15 protein-coding genes and 1 tRNA gene are annotated in these 16,088 nt (G+C 68.9%); 11 read left to right on the forward strand and 5 right to left on the reverse strand.

Translation table 11 applies throughout. The annotated features are described in order from the left end of the window. Window positions 1-8: 8 nt before the first annotated feature. Complete coding sequence (locus tag ACIHFD_RS44635; RefSeq protein ID WP_192788092.1) at window positions 9-515, reverse strand: MarR family winged helix-turn-helix transcriptional regulator; 507 nt, start codon at window positions 513-515, stop codon at window positions 9-11. A gap of 57 nt (window positions 516-572) precedes the next feature. Between ACIHFD_RS44635 and ACIHFD_RS44640 the strand changes: the two genes are divergently transcribed. From ACIHFD_RS44640 to ACIHFD_RS44655, 4 genes are read left to right on the forward strand one after another with little or no spacing between them, the layout of a single operon-like run. Beyond that, window positions 573-1,343, forward strand: a complete 771-nt coding sequence (locus tag ACIHFD_RS44640) for a trans-aconitate 2-methyltransferase (RefSeq protein WP_350725846.1) — start codon at window positions 573-575, stop codon at window positions 1,341-1,343. After that, window positions 1,340-1,678 (forward strand): glyoxalase, encoded by a 339-nt coding sequence (locus ACIHFD_RS44645; RefSeq protein WP_350725844.1) that lies wholly within the window; start codon window positions 1,340-1,342, stop codon window positions 1,676-1,678. The genes ACIHFD_RS44640 and ACIHFD_RS44645 overlap by 4 nt, the downstream gene beginning before the upstream one ends. A gap of 52 nt (window positions 1,679-1,730) precedes the next feature. Further along, complete coding sequence (locus tag ACIHFD_RS44650; RefSeq protein ID WP_397372100.1) at window positions 1,731-3,209, forward strand: CHAD domain-containing protein; 1,479 nt, start codon at window positions 1,731-1,733, stop codon at window positions 3,207-3,209. Next, complete coding sequence (locus ACIHFD_RS44655; protein WP_397372101.1) at window positions 3,206-4,381, forward strand: cytochrome P450; 1,176 nt, start codon at window positions 3,206-3,208, stop codon at window positions 4,379-4,381. Before ACIHFD_RS44650 ends, ACIHFD_RS44655 begins: the two co-directional genes overlap by 4 nt. 24 nt (window positions 4,382-4,405) lie before the next feature. Here the strand turns inward: ACIHFD_RS44655 and ACIHFD_RS44660 are convergent, their stop codons facing one another. The 4 genes from ACIHFD_RS44660 to ACIHFD_RS44675 all read right to left on the reverse strand — a co-directional run bounded on the left by ACIHFD_RS44660 (window position 4,406) and on the right by ACIHFD_RS44675 (window position 9,419). After that, window positions 4,406-5,236 carry an NUDIX domain-containing protein gene (locus ACIHFD_RS44660; protein ID WP_397372102.1) on the reverse strand — a complete coding sequence of 277 codons (831 nt, stop codon included), beginning with the start codon at window positions 5,234-5,236 and terminating at the stop codon, window positions 4,406-4,408. Beyond that, on the reverse strand, window positions 5,229-7,289 hold the full coding sequence (locus tag ACIHFD_RS44665; protein ID WP_364242436.1) for an RNA degradosome polyphosphate kinase: 2,061 nt from the start codon (window positions 7,287-7,289) through the stop codon (window positions 5,229-5,231). Before ACIHFD_RS44665 ends, ACIHFD_RS44660 begins: the two co-directional genes overlap by 8 nt. 188 nt (window positions 7,290-7,477) lie before the next feature. Next, window positions 7,478-8,437: a TetR family transcriptional regulator gene (locus tag ACIHFD_RS44670; RefSeq protein ID WP_397372103.1), complete on the reverse strand. Its 960-nt coding sequence runs from the start codon at window positions 8,435-8,437 to the stop codon at window positions 7,478-7,480. Between the two features lie 43 nt (window positions 8,438-8,480). Further along, complete coding sequence (locus ACIHFD_RS44675; protein WP_397372104.1) at window positions 8,481-9,419, reverse strand: acyl-CoA desaturase; 939 nt, start codon at window positions 9,417-9,419, stop codon at window positions 8,481-8,483. A gap of 300 nt (window positions 9,420-9,719) precedes the next feature. Between ACIHFD_RS44675 and ACIHFD_RS44680 the strand changes: the two genes are divergently transcribed. From ACIHFD_RS44680 to ACIHFD_RS44710, 7 genes are all read left to right on the forward strand, one after another. Further along, a tRNA-Gln gene (locus ACIHFD_RS44680) sits at window positions 9,720-9,791 on the forward strand. Window positions 9,792-9,917: 126 nt separating this feature from the next. Further along, window positions 9,918-11,369, forward strand: a complete 1,452-nt coding sequence (glmU, locus tag ACIHFD_RS44685; protein ID WP_350725832.1) for a bifunctional UDP-N-acetylglucosamine diphosphorylase/glucosamine-1-phosphate N-acetyltransferase GlmU — start codon at window positions 9,918-9,920, stop codon at window positions 11,367-11,369. Beyond that, window positions 11,366-12,343 carry a ribose-phosphate diphosphokinase gene (locus tag ACIHFD_RS44690; RefSeq protein WP_350725830.1) on the forward strand — a complete coding sequence of 326 codons (978 nt, stop codon included), beginning with the start codon at window positions 11,366-11,368 and terminating at the stop codon, window positions 12,341-12,343. The genes glmU and ACIHFD_RS44690 overlap by 4 nt, the downstream gene beginning before the upstream one ends. A 167-nt stretch (window positions 12,344-12,510) precedes the next feature. Beyond that, complete coding sequence (locus ACIHFD_RS44695; protein WP_363970667.1) at window positions 12,511-13,125, forward strand: 50S ribosomal protein L25/general stress protein Ctc; 615 nt, start codon at window positions 12,511-12,513, stop codon at window positions 13,123-13,125. A gap of 63 nt (window positions 13,126-13,188) precedes the next feature. Beyond that, window positions 13,189-13,773 (forward strand): aminoacyl-tRNA hydrolase, encoded by a 585-nt coding sequence (gene pth, locus ACIHFD_RS44700; RefSeq protein ID WP_350725826.1) that lies wholly within the window; start codon window positions 13,189-13,191, stop codon window positions 13,771-13,773. Window positions 13,774-13,881: 108 nt separating this feature from the next. Next, complete coding sequence (locus tag ACIHFD_RS44705; protein WP_397372105.1) at window positions 13,882-15,321, forward strand: sugar transferase; 1,440 nt, start codon at window positions 13,882-13,884, stop codon at window positions 15,319-15,321. Next, on the forward strand, window positions 15,321-16,085 hold the full coding sequence (locus tag ACIHFD_RS44710; protein WP_355197436.1) for a 3'(2'),5'-bisphosphate nucleotidase CysQ: 765 nt from the start codon (window positions 15,321-15,323) through the stop codon (window positions 16,083-16,085). The genes ACIHFD_RS44705 and ACIHFD_RS44710 overlap by 1 nt, the downstream gene beginning before the upstream one ends. Window positions 16,086-16,088: the final 3 nt, after the last annotated feature.

Consider the following 16,088-nt stretch of genomic DNA (forward strand, 5'->3'; position numbering starts at 1 on the left):
CTGGTGGGCTAGTGGGGGGAGTCGAAGGGGGCGAGGAGGGTGCGGAGGAGGCCTGAGAGGGCGCGTTGATCGTCGGAGCCGAGGCCGGACAGGAGCTCGTGTTCCCGCCGCAACAAGTCCGCGAAGGCCGCGTCCACGCGGGCGAGACCCGGGTCCGTCAAGGACACCAGGACGCCGCGCCGGTCCTCGGGGTCGGGCCGGCGGCGCACCAGGCCTGCCTGGGCGAGCCGGTCGATGCGATTCGTCATCGTCCCCGAGGTGACGAGCGTGGCCCGCAGCAGGGCGCCGGGGCTGAGCTCGTACGGCTTGCCGGCCCGCCGCAGCGCCGTCAGCACGTCGAACTCCCAGGGCTCCAGGTCGTGCTCGGCGAACGCCGCCCGCCTGGCCCGGTCGAGATGCTTGGCCAGCCGTGACACCCTAGAGAGAACCTGGAGCGGCTCGACGTCGAGGTCGGGGCGCTCCGCACGCCAAGCCGCGACGAGGCGGTCCACCTCGTCTCTAGCATCCTCCGTCATGACACAAGAGTGTACTGTCTTGACATCGAGATATCTCTCTCGATATCAATTATCTTCATGTCAAGAGATATTTGGGACCCGGTAACGTACGCGGTCTACGCCGACGAGCGGTCGCGGCCGTTCATCGAGCTGATCTCCAGAGTGGGGGCGGTCGACCCCGATTATGTCGTGGACGCGGGCTGCGGCAGCGGTGAACTCACCGTTGAGCTGGCCAATCGCTGGCCCCGCGCGACCGTGGAGGGCTACGACTCCTCGCCCGCGATGATCACCAAGGCCCGCGGGCTGGGGTCCAGGGTGCGGTTCGCGGTGGCGGACGTGGCCACGTGGCGTCCCGACCGGCCGATGGACGTGATCGTCTCGAACGCCGTCCTGCAGTGGGTGCCGGAGCATCGCGAGGTGCTGGAGCACTGGGTCGAGGATCTGGCCCCGGGGGGCTGGCTGGCTTTCCAGGTGCCGGGCAACTTCGGCGCGCCCAGCCACGTCGCCATCCACGAGCTGTGCGCCTCCCGCGCCTGGTCCGACAGGCTCGACGGCGTCCTCAGGGCGCACCCGGTCGACGACCCGATCGACTATCTGGACCTGCTCAACCACGGCGGTGCACAGGTGGACGCGTGGGAGACGACCTACATGCACGTGCTCCAGGGTGAGAACCCGGTGCTCGACTGGGTCTCCGGCACCGCCCTGCGCCCGGTCTTCGACCGGCTCGACCCGGACGAGCAGCGGCGGTTCAAGCAGGACCTCGCCAAGTCGCTCGCCGAGGTGTACCCGGCCAGGAGCTACGGGACCCCCTTCCCGTTCCGGCGGATCTTCGTGGTGATGCAGAAATGATCCAAGCACTGCATCACGTCCAGCTCGCCGCGCCCAGGGGCAGCGAACCGGAGCTGAGGCGCTTCTACGAGGGCGTGCTGGGGCTGCGGGAGGTGCCCAAGCCGCCTGAGCTGGCCAAACGCGGTGGGGTATGGTTCAAGGGCGAGGGTGTGGAGGTCCACCTCGGCATCGAGGACGACTTCAGGCCCGCGCGCAAGGCACATCCTGCCTTCCTGGTGGACGACCTCGACGCGTACGCCCCCGGCATGGAGCCCGACCTTCTCTTCCCCGGCTACCGGCGGATCTATCTCTCGGACCCCGTCGGCAACAGAATCGAGCTCCTGCAGGTCGTGTGATGTTCACCTCAAAGTGGCATGATGTTCCGAAATCGGACTCTTGCGAGGTGTAGTGGGCATCGAGATCGAGGACAAATTTGACGTTCCTCCCGACTACGCGATTCCGGACCTGAGCCGTGTGGCCGAGGTCATGGGGCCGAAGAGCTATCAGCTGGTGGCTCTCTATTACGACACCGCCGATCTGCGGCTGGCCACGCGAGGAGTCACGCTTAGGCGGCGACGAGGCGGCGACGACGCCGGCTGGCACCTGAAGCTGCCCAAGGCCAAGGGGGTGCGGCAGGAGATCACCCGTCCCCTCACCCGCAGCGCCAAGGTCGTGCCCGCGGAACTGGCCGAGCTCGTCCGCGCCTACACCCGCGGCGCCCCGCTCGTGCCGGTCGCCGAGCTGGACACCCGCAGGAGCGTCACCGTCCTGCTCGACGGCGACGTCAAGCTCGTCGAGGTCGCCGACGACCGCGTCAAGGGCACGGTGTACGGAGACGAGCCCACGATCGTACGGTGGCGCGAGGTCGAGGCCGAGCTGCTCGCCCCCGATCGCCAGGGCGTTCTCGCCAAGGTCGGCAAGCGCCTCAGGAAGGCCGGCGCGACGCCCTCGGCGGCCACCAGCAAACTCGCCAAACTGCTCGAACCCGCCCCGCTCCCCAAAGCCCCCACCGAGCCGGACACGGCGGGCGAGATCGTCGTCGCCTACCTGGCCGGGCAGGTCAACGCCCTCCTCGCGCAGGATCCGCGGGTCCGCAGGGCCGAGGACGACGCCGTGCACCAGATGCGCGTGGCCGCCCGCAGGATGCGCAGCGCGCTCAAGGCGTTCAAGAGCGTCATCGCGGACACCGCCCAGGTGCAGGACGAGCTGCGCTGGCTCGGCAACGTGCTCGGTGAGGCCCGCGACCTGGAGGTGATCAGGGCCAGGTTCGCCAAGGAGCTGGCGAGGCTGGAGCCCGAGCTGGTCCACGGCCCCATCCAGACCCGGCTCGGTACGGATCTGTACGAACGCGAGCAGGAGGCGTACGGCCGCATCAAGGAGGCACTCAGCGGCGACCGCTACTACACCCTCCTCAACGCGCTTGATCAGCTCGTCTCCGCCCCGAAGCTGGAGAAGGCGGCGGCCAAGCCCGCCCAGGAGAAGCTCAGCGCCATCGCCGCGGCCGGCTGGAACCGGGTGACGAAGGCCTACGAAACCGCTCAGGCCATAGAAGACCCGGAACGTCGTGAAATAGCCATGCACGACGTGCGCAAGGCCGCCAAACGCGCTCGCTACACCGCCGAAGCGCTCCAACCCACTCTCGGCGCGAACATGGGCAAGCTGGCCAAACTCTCCGAGAACGTCCAGGAGATCCTGGGCACGCACCAGGACGGCGTGGTGGCGCAGGAGACGCTGGCGAAGGAGGCCGAGAGCGCCCGCCAGGCAGGCGAGGACACGTTCACGTACGGAGTGCTCATCGGCATCGAGCGCAGCGCGGCCGAGCGGGCGTACGCGGAGTTCCCCAGAGTCTGGGCAGAGACGGTCGGGGCGGTTATGAAGGTTCTATGAGGAACCTTCCCACCATCCCCTTCGAACGCGGCAACCTGCTGGAGGTGCCCGCCGCGTACCGCGAGCTGCGGGCCGAAGCGGGCATCGCGAAGGTACGCACCCAGACGGGCGACGAGGTCTGGCTGGTCAGCGGCTACGAGGACGCGCGCAGTCTGTTCAACGACCCCCGGCTCGGGCGCTCGCATCCCGAGCCGGACAAGGCCGCCAGGCTGTCGGGATCGGCCATACTCGGCGGCCCCCAGGGCGACATCGCCACGGAGAAGGCCGAGCACGACCGCATGCGCAAGCTGTTCATGCCGTCCTTCTCGGCTCGCCGGATGAAGGCGCTCAGCGACCACGTCGGCTCGCTCGTGGACGAGCGGCTCGACCACCTGGCCAAGCTGACGCCGCCGGTCGACCTGCACGCCGAGCTCTCCTTCCCGCTGCCTGTGCTGGTCATCTGCCGGCTCCTCGGGGTGCCGTACGAGGACAGGGAGTACTTCGGGGGCGTGTCGTTCCGCCTGGGCGACATGCTGGACCTGGAGAAGGGCCAGGCGGCGCGCGACGAGCTGAGCGCGTACATGGCCGGGCTCATCGAGCGCAAGCGGCGCGAGCCGGCCGAGGACGTGCTGTCCGACCTGGCGAACGAGCTGGACGACGACGGGAAGATCGCCGAGCTCGCCGGCGGGCTGCTGTTCGCCGGCCACGAGACCACGGTCAACCGCATCGACTTCGGTGTGCTGCTCCTGCTCGCCAACCCCGGCCAGCGCGACCTGCTCATCGCCGACCCGGGGCTGGCGCCCGGCGCGGTCGAAGAGATCCTGCGGATGGCCACGCCGAGCCTGCACGGCCTGCCCAGGTACGCCCACGAGGACATCGAGATCGGCGGCCACACGATCCGCCGGGGCGAGGCCGTGGTGCTCACCCCGGGTGCGGCCAACCGGGATGAGCGGATCTATCCGGATCCGGATGTGTTCGACATCCGCCGTCCGCCGTCCGACCCGCATCTGAGCTTCGGGTACGGCCCGCGCTTCTGCATCGGCGCCAGCCTGGCCAGGGTCGAGCTGGTGGCGGTGTTCGGCAGGCTGTTCCAGCGCTTCCCCACCCTGCGGACGGCCGTACCCGTCGAGGAGCTGCCACGCAGCGAGGGGAGGATCGCCGACGGCTTCGCGAAGCTGGAGGTCACCTGGTGAGCGGCGCGGCCTCCAGGCGCTCGGTCAGGCCGCGTAGCGCTCGACGCTGACGACGTGCCCGCCCGCCCGCTGCAGCACGGCGAACGCGCCCTTGCGCAGGTGCAGGTCCTTTCCGCTCAACGTCCTGATCAGGTCGGGGAGCACCTTGCGGTGGCTGCACACGGCCGCGGGCACGGCGATCTCCCTGACCATGGCGGGGGTCTTCTGCGGGTCCTGCCCCTCCTCGCTGAGGAGGGGCTCCAGCTTGAGTTCGACCCCGTACGGCTCCAGGGTCTGGACGCATCGGGCACTGGGGGAGCTGATCAGCAGCTCGGGCCGGTAGGCGGGTAGCGCGGTGGCCAGGTGCGCCGCCTGCGACCGGCCGTCGGTGTCGAGCGGGCGCAGCTCGTCGTCGCCCTGCCACTCGTTCCTGGAGCCGGCCGAGCCGTGCCGTACGAGGACGAGGGGCACGGTCTCGAGCGGCGCGGCTTTCAGCGCGCGCAGCAGCCCCACATCCCATTCGTACGTCAGCAGCCGCCTGGCCTCCTCTAACGGCAGCCAGCGCAGTTCGTCCACCTCGTCATCGGGGGAGAAGCCGTCGTCGGCGGCCACCCGCGCCGTCCAGTAGTCGACCCGCTTGAGCCGCCCGGAGCTGAGGTAGTGGACCGGTGGCAGCGCGCGGCCGAGCAGCACGGTCAGTCCGGTCTCCTCCAGCACCTCGCGCAGGGCGGCGGCGATCACGTGCTCGCCGGACTTGAGCTTGCCCTTGGGGAAGGTCCAGTCGTCGTAGTTGGGACGGTGGATGACGGCGACCTCGGGGCTGCTCTCCTCGCCCCTCCAGACCACGGCTCCGGCGGCGCGGAGCAGGTCAGTCATCAACGGTCCTCCAGCGGCGCGTGCTGATGAGATGGCTCTGCGGGTCCTCGCCCGGGTGGCGGGCCCACGTGCCGTCGGAGTGCAGCACCCACGCGTTCGTGGTCTCGGCCATGGCCAGGTCCATCAGCTCGATGAGGTAGGCCTTGTGCTGCGGTGAGGTCACCTTGACCAGGGCCTCGACGCGGCGGTCGAGGTTCCTGCGCATGAGGTCGGCGCTGCCGATCCAGATCTCGGGCCGGCGGCCCAGGCCGAACTCGTACACCCGGGAGTGCTCAAGGAAGCGCCCCAAGACCGACCTTACGCGGATATTTTCGGACAGATCTGGAATGCCTGGGCGGAGGCTGCAGATGCCCCGTACCCACAGGTCCACCGGGACGCCCGCCCTGGACGCCCGGTAGAGGGCGTCGATGATCGGCTCGTCCACCAGGGAGTTCGTCTTGATCCTGATCCGTGCCGGGCGCCCCGCCTCCTGGTGGGCGATCTCCCGCTCGATCCTGGCCAGCAGCCCGCTGCGCATCGAGTGGGGCGCGACCAGCAGCCGCCGGTAGGCGGAGTGGTTGGAGTAGCCGGTCAGGTGGATGAACAGGTCCGTCACGTCCTCGCCGACCAGCGGGTCGGCCGTGAGCAGGCCGAAGTCCTCGTACTGCCGGGCGGTCTTGGGGTTGTAGTTGCCGGTGCCGATGTGGCAGTAGCGGCGCAGCTCGCCCGAGGGCTCCTGACGGACCACGAGCGCGAGCTTGCAGTGGGTCTTCAGCCCGACCACGCCGTAGACGACGTGGCAGCCGGCCCGCTCCAGCTTGCGTGCCCAGGAGATGTTGGCGTGCTCGTCGAAGCGGGCCTTGATCTCCACGACCACGACGACCTGCTTGCCCGCCTCGGCCGCGTCGATCAGCGCGTCCACGATGGGGGACTCGCCGCTGGTGCGGTAGAGGGTCTGCTTGATCGCCAGAACCCTGGGGTCGGCCGCGGCCACCTCGATGAAGCGCTGCACGCTGGTGGCGAACGAGTCGTACGGGTGGTGCAGCAGCACGTCGCGCTCGCGCAGGATCGAGAAGAGGTCGTCCTCGGCGCTGATCACCTCGGCGGGCACGAACGGCCGGTAGCTCAGCTCGCCCCGGTCCAGGTCGGCGATGGCGTGCAGGCCCGACAGGTCGAGCGGCCCCTGCAGCCGGTAGATCTCGTGCGGCGCCAGCTCCAGCTCCTCGATCAGCGGCGCCAGCACCTCCGGGGTGATCGTGTCCTCGACCTCAAGCCGCACGGGCGGGCCGAACCGCCGCTTGAGCAGCTCCTTCTCCAGGGCCTGCATGAGGTTCTCGGTGACGTCCTCGTCGACGTCGAGATCCTCGTTCCTGGTGACGCGGAAGACGTGGTGCTGGAGGATCTCCATGCCCTTGAAGAGCTGCCCCAGATGGGCCGCGATGACATCCTCAAGAGGGACGAACCGGTCCTTCGAGGCCTGCACGAACCGCGGCAGCTGCGACGGCACCTTGACCCTCGCGAAGACCGTGTGATCGGTCGCCGGATTCCGCACCAGGACCGCGAGGTTCAGGCTGAGCCCGGAGATGTAGGGGAAGGGGTGCGCGGGGTCCACGGCCAGCGGCGTCAGCACGGGCCTGATCCGCTCCCTGAACAGCTTGCGCAGCTCCGTACGCTCCTCGCGGCCCAGCTCGTCCCACCGGACGATCTCGATGCCCTCGGCGGCCAGCTGAGGGGAGATGTGGTGGTGGAAGGCCGCGGCGTGCCGGATGGCCAGATCGTCCGCGATCGTGGCGATCCTGGCCAGCTCCTCGCGCGGCTTCAGCCCGCTCTTGGTGCGCAGCAGCAGGCCCGTGGCCATGCGCCGTTTCAGGCCCGCGACCCGTACGCGGAAGAACTCGTCGAGGTTGCTGGCGAAGATCGCCAGGAAGCGCACCCGCTCCAGGAGAGGGGTCGATGGATCTTCGGCGAGATCGAGCACGCGCTCGTTGAACTGGAGCCAGCTCTCTTCGCGATTGAGAAACCGCTCCTGAGGCAGGGGCAGGTCGTTGGCGGGTTGGAACGGTTCCGCGGACATATGGCCTATATTGCCCCGTTTGGTTGAACAGAACGTTAACGCGGTCGCAACGGCTTATCCCGGAAAGTCAACCACGCTCTACCCAATCGTCACTCAAGACATCCCCCCTGTTCAAGCCCACCGCCGGACAGTCTTCCCACATCCGCCCCTCCCGCCGACGCCCTCCGGACCGGGGTTCTAACGGCGGATTACTCCTGGTGGTCCGCCTGTTCGAGGCGGGCGGTGCGTTCGGCGAGGCGGGCCTCGCGCTGGCGGATCTTCTCCTCGCGCTCCCGCGCCTTCTCCGCCTCCTTCAGCACCCGCTCGCGCTCCTTCTCGGCCTCCTTGAGCAGCCGTTCCCGCTCCTTGAGGTCCCGGACCCGCGCCTTCTCCGCCTCCTTGAACTCCCGCACCCGTGCCTTCTCGGCCTCCCTGAGCTCCTTGTCCCGCGCCTTCTCCAGCTCGCGCAGCTCCTTCTCGCTCGTGCGCGGCTTGGCGGGGACGGGGGCCGGGGCGGGGACGGAGACGGGCTGGTCGCGGGTCGCCGCGGTGATCGCCGGGTCGGGGTTGAGCCCGGTCAGGCCGTTCCAGGCCAGGTTGACGAGGTGGGCGGCGACCTCCTCGCGGCCCGGCTTGCGTACGTCGAGCCACCACTGCCCGGTCAGCGCGACCATGCCGACCAGCATTTGGGCGTACATCGGCGCGAGCTTGGGGTCGTAGCCCCGGGCCGCGAACTCGTCGGCGAGGACGTCCTCGACCTGGCTGGCGATCTCGCTGATCAGGCTCGCGAACGTGCCGGTGCCCGAGGCGGCGTGGGAGTCGCGCACCAGGATGCGGAAGCCCTCGCTGCTCTCCTCGATGTACTGGAGCAGCGCCAGCGCGGCCCGCTCCAGTTTGATCAGTGAATGGGACGCGGCCAGCGCCTCGGTGATCATGGTGAGGAGCTTCTGCATCTCGCGGTCCACGACGACCGCGTAGACGCCTTCCTTGCCGCCGAAATGCTCGTAGACCACGGGCTTCGACACCTGTGCGGTAGCGGCGATCTCCTCGATAGAGGTCCCGTCGAACCCCTTCTCCGCGAAGAGGGTGCGGCTGATGCTGATCAGCTGCTCTCTGCGCTCGCTACCGGACATGCGCCTGCGAGATCGGGGTTCGGTCACGGTCTCCATAATGACGGCCACGGGTGCGCGGCCGCTCACCGGCTGATCTACGTCAGGCAATGCGCTTCGCCGCCAGGCGTTCGGGAGTGGGCCAGCGTACGTCGTACACCCAGCCCAGCTTCTCGAAGATCCGGATGGACCCGGCGCTCAGGTCGATCTGGCCCTTGAGCGCACCGTGCCGGGCGCAGGTCGGGTCGGAGTGGTGCAGGTTGTGCCAGGACTCGCCGAAGGACGGGATGGCCAGCCACCAGACGTTGCGCGACTTGTCGCGCACCTGGAACTCCTCCTCGCCGAAGACGTGGCAGATGGAGTTGATCGACCAGGTCACGTGGTGCAGCAGGCCGATGCGGATGAGCGAGCCCCAGAACAGCGCGGTCAGCGCGCCCTGCCAGGACCAGGTGACGAGCCCGCCGATCACGCCGGGGAGCACGATGGAGGTGATGGCGATCGTGCCGAACCACTTGTGCAGCTTCATGACGTCGGGGTCCTTGACCAGGTCGGGAGCGTACTTCTCGCGGTTGGTCCGCTCGCTCTCGAACAGCCAGCCCATGTGGGCGTACAGGAGGCCCTTGGACAGGGACTTGAAGCCGGGGCCGAACCGCCACGGCGAGTGCGGGTCGCCCTCCTTGTCGGAGAACTTGTGGTGCTTGCGGTGCGTGGCCACCCAGTCGAGTACGGACATCTCCAGCGACAGGCTGCCCGCGATGCCCAGCGCGATCTTCAGCGGCCGCTTGGCCTTGAACGAGCCGTGGGTGAAGTAGCGGTGCAGCCCTACGGTCACGCCGAGCCCGGAGATCACGTAGAAGACGAAGGAGATGACGATGTCCGACCAGCCGAGACCCCATCCCCACGCGAACGGCACCGCGGCCGCGATCGCGATCAGCGGCAGCCCGACGACGAGCGTGAAGGTGACCAGTTCTGCCTTGGATCGGGGCTCGGGTTCGAATTCGGGCTTCGGCGTCGGGGAAGAACGCTCGGCGACAACGGTCATGGACGACCTCCAACGGCATGTATGAGGATGTATGTCCGGGCTACGCCACCGTAACCTACGCTAGCGTAAGTAAGGAAGCCCTAAGCCGTTAATGGGGGGAACGTGACGCTCTGCAGAACAAGGTGGGTGGGGTTCGCGCCTTGCGCCTTTTAGGGCGGTCTGTTATACGGTCGGCGTGCCGCGTACCTGCCGTTACCTGGGACTTCACGCCCGAGCCGGGTGTGGGACGCAATTACGGGCGCGCGCCGGGGTTCGGGATCGGTATCGTAGGGATGTGTCGGACGCCACGTGTCCGATCTGTCCCGGATCGTCTAATCGGCAGGACAAGTGGTTTTGGTCCACTTTGTAGGGGTTCGAGTCCTCTTCCGGGAGCTGTGACCTGCTCCCCCGGCGAGAATGTTCGGGGTGCGTCCAGGTATCCTCACGGTGTCGGGAGGGTAGCGGTGCGGTAGACGTACCAAATGCCCTGATCCGTCCAGTCACAGGGAGCCTCAGTCCGTGAGTGTGCCGCGCCCGGCAGCCGTCATCGTCCTCGCCGCGGGCGAGGGTACCCGGATGAAGAGTCAGACCCCCAAGGTCCTGCATGAGCTATGTGGCCGTTCGCTGGTCAACCACATGCTCGCAGCCGCCCGCGACCTCGATCCGCAACAGCTGATCGTCGTCATCGGCCACGCGCTGGAGCAGGTCGGCGGCCACCTGGCCGCCACCAGCCCCGACGCGCGCGCCGTCGTCCAGCATGAGCAGCGTGGCACCGGTCACGCGGTCCGCACCGTGCTCGAAGAGGTCGGCGTGATCTCCGGCACCGTGCTGGTCACGTACGGGGACGTGCCGCTCATGCGCCCGCGAACCCTCGCCGAGCTGCTCGAACGGCACGAGGCCGAAGGCAACGCGGTCACCGTGCTGACGGCCAACGTGCCCGATCCGACCGGATACGGGCGGATCATCCGCGACGAGAGCGGCGCCGTGCTGGAGATCGTCGAGGAGAAGGACGCCAGCCCGGAGCAGCGCGCCATCAAGGAGATGAACTCCGGGATCTACGCCTTCGACGGCTCGCTGCTCGCCGACGCCGTCAAGCGCGTGTCCACCGACAACGCCCAGGGTGAGGAGTACCTCACCGACGTCCTGGCCATCCTGCGCGGCGACGGCCACCGGGTCGGCGCCTGCGTCGCGGGCGACTTCGTCGAGGTCGAGGGCGTCAACGACCGCGTGCAGCTCGCCGCCGCCCGCAAGGTGCTCAACCTGCGCCTGCTCGAAGACCACATGCGCGCCGGGGTGACGATCATCGACCCCGGCAGCACCTGGATCGACGTCGGCGTGCGGATCGCGCCCGACACGGTCATCCACCCCGGCACCCAGCTCCACGGCGACACCGTGATCGAGACCGGCGCCGAGGTCGGCCCCGCCACCACGCTGACCGACACCCGCGTCGGCGAAGGCGCCGTCGTCCGCAACGCCGTCTGCGACAGCGCCGACATCGGCCCCGAGGTCAGCGTCGGCCCCTACGCCTACCTCCGCCCCGGCACGGTGCTCGGCCGCAAGTCCAAGGCCGGCACGTTCGTCGAGATGAAGAACACCAAGGTCGGCGAGCGCTCCAAGGTGCCGCACCTGTCCTACGCGGGGGACGCCACGATCGGCGACGACGTCAACATCGGCGCCTCCACCGTCTTCGTCAACTACGACGGGGTCAACAAGCACCAGACGACCATTCGCGACGGGGTGTTCGTCGGCTGCGACACCATGCTCGTCGCTCCGGTGACGGTCAATGACGGCGCCTACACGGCGGCGGGCTCGGTGATCGTCGACGACGTGCCTCCCGGCGCCATCGGCGTGGCGCGTGCGCGGCAGCGCAACATCGAGAAATGGGTCTTGCGCAGGCGCGCGGGCACGAAGTCGGCCGCGGCCGCCCAGCGGGCGCTGGCCGAGCAAGAGCAGCAGGAGAGTGGCACGTGAGCAGCATCAAACAGCCGGGCGAGAAGAACCTCATGCTCTTCTCGGGCCGGGCCTACCCTGAGCTCGCCGACGAGGTGGCTCATCACGTCGGCGTCTCCCTCACCCCCACCAAGCTGATCGACTTCGCCAACGGCGAGATCTACGCGCGCTATCTGGAGTCCGTACGCGGCTGCGACGCCTTCGTCATCCAGAGCCACACCGCGCCCATCAACAAGTGGATCATGGAACAGCTGATCATGGTCGACGCGCTGAAGCGGGCCTCCGCCAAGCGCATCACCGTGGTCATGCCGTTCTTCGGCTATGCCCGCCAGGACAAGAAGGGCCGGGGCCGCGAGCCCATCACGGCCCGGCTGATGGCCGACATGTTCAAGACCGCGGGCGCCGACCGGCTCATGTCGATCGACCTGCACACCTCGCAGATCCAGGGCTTCTTCGACGGCCCGGTCGACCACCTGTTCGCGATGCCGGTGCTGGAGAGCTACCTCAAGAACAAGCTCGACCTGGAGAACACCACCGTCGTCTCGCCCGACACCGGCCGCGTCCGGCTGTCGGAGCGCTGGGCCGACACGCTCGGCACGCCGCTGGCGTTCATCCACAAGCGCCGCGACCTCGACGTGGCCAACCAGGTGAAGGTCAGCGAGGTCGTCGGACGGGTCCGCGGCCGCACCTGCGTGCTGATCGACGACATGATCGACACCGCGGGCACCATCTGCAAGGCCGCCGACGCCCTCTACGAGCAGGGCGCCACCAACGTGATCACCGCCGCCACCCACGCGGTCTTCTCCGACCCGGCCGTCGACCGGCTGAAGAACTCCCGGATCTCCGAGGTCATCGTCACCAACACGCTGCCGCTGGCGGAGGCCAACAGGTTCGACAAGCTGACGGTGCTGTCGATCGCGCCGCTCATCGGCCGCGCGATCACCGAGGTCTTCCAGGACGGCTCGGTCACGAGCTTGTTCGAGGGTGACACCTGAGTTGTGATGGATCCGAAGCGAAGTGAGGACATCCATCACAGCCTTCCGAGCGGAGCTCGGCAGACAGCGCTGTAGACTGGCCCGGTTGCGCTCGTAACGCCTTCCGCTAGGGCGGGTGAGGGAGAGCGCCGACACCCACCAGACTCCAAGCATCCCTAGGAGATGTCATGTCCGAAGTACGTATCGCCGCCGAGCCGCGCAGCGAGTTCGGCAAGGGTGCCGCTCGCAAGATCCGCCGCGCCGACAAGGTGCCCGCGGTTCTCTACGGTCACGGCATCGACCCCAAGCACCTGACCCTGCCCGGCCACGAGGTGCTCCTCGCGCTCCGCACGCCCAACGTGCTGATCCACCTCAAGGGTGAGGGCGTCGACGAGCTGGCCCTGCCCAAGGGCGTGCAGCGCGACCCGATCAAGGGCTTCGTCGAGCACGTCGACCTGCTGCTGGTCAAGCGCGGCGAGAAGGTCACGGTCGAGATCCCGGTCAACACGGTCGGCGACGTCCACACCGACGGCCTGCTCGACCTGCAGCTCGTCGCCGTCGCCGTCGAGGCCGAGGCCACCCACATCCCGACCGGCGTCGAGGTCGACGTCGAGGGCCTGGAGGTCGGCACCGCCATCACGGCCGCGCAGCTCGCGCTGCCGAAGGGCGCCACGCTGGCCGCCGACCCCGAGTCCGTCGTGCTCCAGGTGATCGCCAAGCCGGTCGAGGCGCCGGAGGAGGCCGAGGAGGCCGCCGAGGGTGTGGTCGCCGAGGGCGAGACCGCAGAGGCTTCCGCCGAGTAACGGTCCGATTCGTGAACGGGGCGGCCGGACTCGAGCCGCCCCGTTCCGCTGTTAGGGGTGCAGATGGATCGCTGGCTGATCGCCGGCCTGGGCAATCCCGGGCCCGAATACGCGGGCAACAGGCACAACGCGGGCTTCATGGTGCTCGACGAGCTCGCGGCCAGGGCCGGCGGGCGGTTCAAGGCGCACAAGAGCAGGGCTGAGGTGTGCGAGACCAGCACCGCGATCCTGGCCAAGCCCCTCACCTACATGAACCTCTCCGGCGGGCCCGTCAAGGCGCTCTCCGACTTCTACAAGATCGGCCCGGAGCGGCTGATCGTCGTCCATGACGAGCTCGACGTGCCCTACGGCGCGCTCAGGGCCAAGCTCGGCGGCGGCGACAACGGCCACAACGGCCTCAAGTCGATCACCAAGGTCCTCGGCACCCGCGACTACCTGCGGGTCCGCTTCGGCATCGGGCGCCCGCCCGGGCGCATGGACGCGGCCTCCTTCGTGCTGCGGGACTTCGCCACCATGGAGCGCAAGGACCTGCCCTTCCTCGTGGACCGGGCGGCCGACGTCGTGGAGTCGCTGATGTCCCGCGGCCTCGAAGTGACCCAGAACGACTTCCACCGGTCTGATCTGCATATTTCGGGCCCTCCACGCTGATCGCCACATAGGTCCGTTCGCCGGTTCCCTGCCTCTCTCGCAGCTACCATCTGTGACTGTCCGTTCAGGAATGGTCACCTGGAGGCATGCGTGCGGGGTGAGGGCTTCATGGCCGTCGTCGGACCGGGCCATGTGGCCTCCTGGCGAGTCAGCCCACGCACGCCTTCCTGGGTCCGCTCCTACCGCTTCCGCGCGGTGCTGGGCGACCTCTGCGGGGCCTGGGTGGGGTCCGGGCTCGCCTTCTACGTTCGCTTCGGCGAGCTCACGCCGTACGTGCTGCCGTACCTGCTGGTCAGCCTGGCCCTGCCGGTGGTGTGGGCGTTCGCGGTGGCGCTCAACCGCGCGTACGAGCCGCGCATGCTCGGTGTCGGGTCCGAGGAGTTCCGCCGGGTCGTGCAGTCGGGCGTCGCGCTGACGGCGGGCACCGCCATCGGCTCCTACCTGACCAAGACCGACGTCGCCCGGGGCTACGTCGTGCTCGCGCTGCCGCTGGTGACGTTGCTCACGCTGCTCCTCAGGTACGCCCTGCGCCGCTCCCTGCACCGGCGCAGGGCGGCGGGGGAGTGCATGCGCAAGGTGGTCGCCGTCGGGCACGAGACGTCCGTCGAGGAACTGGTGCGGCTGTTCCAGAAGGAGCGCTACCACGGCATGGACGTCGTGGCCGCCTGCCTGCCGGGGGGCGTGCCGGGCGACTTCGTGGGCGAGGTGCCGGTCGCCGGCGACCTCAGCGACGTGCCGATCGTGGTCGACCAGTTCCGCGCCGACACCGTGGCCGTGCTGGCCTGCCCCGAGATGGACGGGCAGGCGCTGCGGCGGCTGGCTTGGCGGCTGGAGCGCACCCACACCGATCTGGTGGTCGCCCCGGCGCTGATGGACGTGGCGGGCCCGCGCACCATGATCAGACCGGCCGCCGGGCTGCCGCTCCTGCACGTGGAGCACCCCGAACTGGGCGGGGCCAGGAAACTGGTCAAGAACATCTTCGACCGGCTGGTCGCCACCGCGCTGCTGGTGCTGCTCTCGCCGCTGCTGGTGGGACTGGCGGTGGCCGTACGCGTGACGAGTCCGGGGCCCGCGCTGTTCAGGCAGACCAGGGTCGGCAGGGACGGGAGACCGTTCACGATCCTGAAGTTCCGCACCATGCGGCGCGGCTCCGAGCAGCAGAAGATCACCTTGGTCAGCGACCGCGACAGCGTGCTCTTCAAGATCAGGAACGATCCCCGGGTCACGCCGCTCGGCACGCGGATGCGCCGCACCTCGCTGGACGAGCTGCCGCAGCTCATCAACGTCGTACGCGGCCACATGTCGCTCGTCGGCCCCCGGCCCCCGCTGCCGGAGGAGGTGGCGCGCTACGGCGACGACGTGCGCAGACGGCTCCTCGTACGCCCCGGGATGACGGGCCTGTGGCAGGTCAGTGGTAGATCTGACCTATCGTGGGAGGAATCCGTGCGCCTCGATCTGCGTTACGTGGAGAACTGGTCCCTCACGCTCGACCTCCAGATCCTGTGGAAGACTTGGTCGGCCGTCGCCCGCGGGCAAGGAGCTTATTGATGACGATTCGCGACGACCACGCACTCGCCGCTGATCTGGCCACCGAGGCGGGCGAGCGGCTGCTGCGCATTCGCGAGCGCACCGGGTTCGGCGACTCCTCCGCCCTGCGCGCGGAGGGTGACCGGGCCTCCCACGTCTTCCTCATGGAGTCGCTGGCCAGGCTCCGTCCCAGTGACAGTGTGCTGTCGGAGGAGGCCACCCGCGAGGAGCGGCTCGACCCGCGCCGGCTCAGCGCGTCCCGGGTGTGGATCGTGGACCCGCTCGACGGCACACGCGAGTTCGCCGAAGAGGGCAGGTCCGACTGGGCCGTGCACGTGGCGCTGTGGGAGGGCGGCAGGCTGACCGCGGGCGCCGTGGCTCTGCCCGCCCAGGGCCGCACGCTGGCCACCGCGGAGCCGCCCGGGCCGCGCTCCTTCGACGGGGGGCGGTTCCGCATCGCGGTGAGCCGCACGCGCCCGCCGGAGTTCGTGCAGAAGCTGGCCTACCTCCTCGGAGCCGACCTGGTCCCCATCGGGTCCGCCGGGGCGAAGATCTCGGCGGTGCTCACCGGCGAGGTCGAGGCGTACGTACACGCCGGGGGGCAGTACGAGTGGGATTCCGCCGCGCCGGTCGCCGTCGCCCAGGCCGCCGGGGCCCACGCGAGCCGGATCGACGGCTCCGAGCTGACCTACAACCAAGCCGACCCGTCACTACCGGATATCCTGGTTTCCCTACCTGAGCTAGCGACATCGCTGCTCAGCGGGATTCGGGACCTGCACCGCTAAAAC

This window comes from Nonomuraea sp. NPDC051941 (assembly GCF_044593615.1).

Coding starts and splice junctions, on each gene's coding strand:
- ACIHFD_RS44635 (WP_192788092.1), bottom strand. CDS start 515: ATGACGGAGGATGCTAGAGACGAGGTGGACCGCCTCGTCGCGGCTTGG.
- ACIHFD_RS44640 (WP_350725846.1), top strand. CDS start 573: ATGTCAAGAGATATTTGGGACCCGGTAACGTACGCGGTCTACGCCGAC.
- ACIHFD_RS44645 (WP_350725844.1), top strand. CDS start 1,340: ATGATCCAAGCACTGCATCACGTCCAGCTCGCCGCGCCCAGGGGCAGC.
- ACIHFD_RS44655 (WP_397372101.1), top strand. CDS start 3,206: ATGAGGAACCTTCCCACCATCCCCTTCGAACGCGGCAACCTGCTGGAG.
- ACIHFD_RS44660 (WP_397372102.1), bottom strand. CDS start 5,236: ATGACTGACCTGCTCCGCGCCGCCGGAGCCGTGGTCTGGAGGGGCGAG.
- ACIHFD_RS44665 (WP_364242436.1), bottom strand. CDS start 7,289: ATGTCCGCGGAACCGTTCCAACCCGCCAACGACCTGCCCCTGCCTCAG.
- ACIHFD_RS44670 (WP_397372103.1), bottom strand. CDS start 8,437: ATGGAGACCGTGACCGAACCCCGATCTCGCAGGCGCATGTCCGGTAGC.
- ACIHFD_RS44675 (WP_397372104.1), bottom strand. CDS start 9,419: ATGACCGTTGTCGCCGAGCGTTCTTCCCCGACGCCGAAGCCCGAATTC.
- ACIHFD_RS44695 (WP_363970667.1), top strand. CDS start 12,511: ATGTCCGAAGTACGTATCGCCGCCGAGCCGCGCAGCGAGTTCGGCAAG.
- pth (WP_350725826.1), top strand. CDS start 13,189: ATGGATCGCTGGCTGATCGCCGGCCTGGGCAATCCCGGGCCCGAATAC.
- ACIHFD_RS44705 (WP_397372105.1), top strand. CDS start 13,882: ATGGCCGTCGTCGGACCGGGCCATGTGGCCTCCTGGCGAGTCAGCCCA.
- ACIHFD_RS44710 (WP_355197436.1), top strand. CDS start 15,321: ATGACGATTCGCGACGACCACGCACTCGCCGCTGATCTGGCCACCGAG.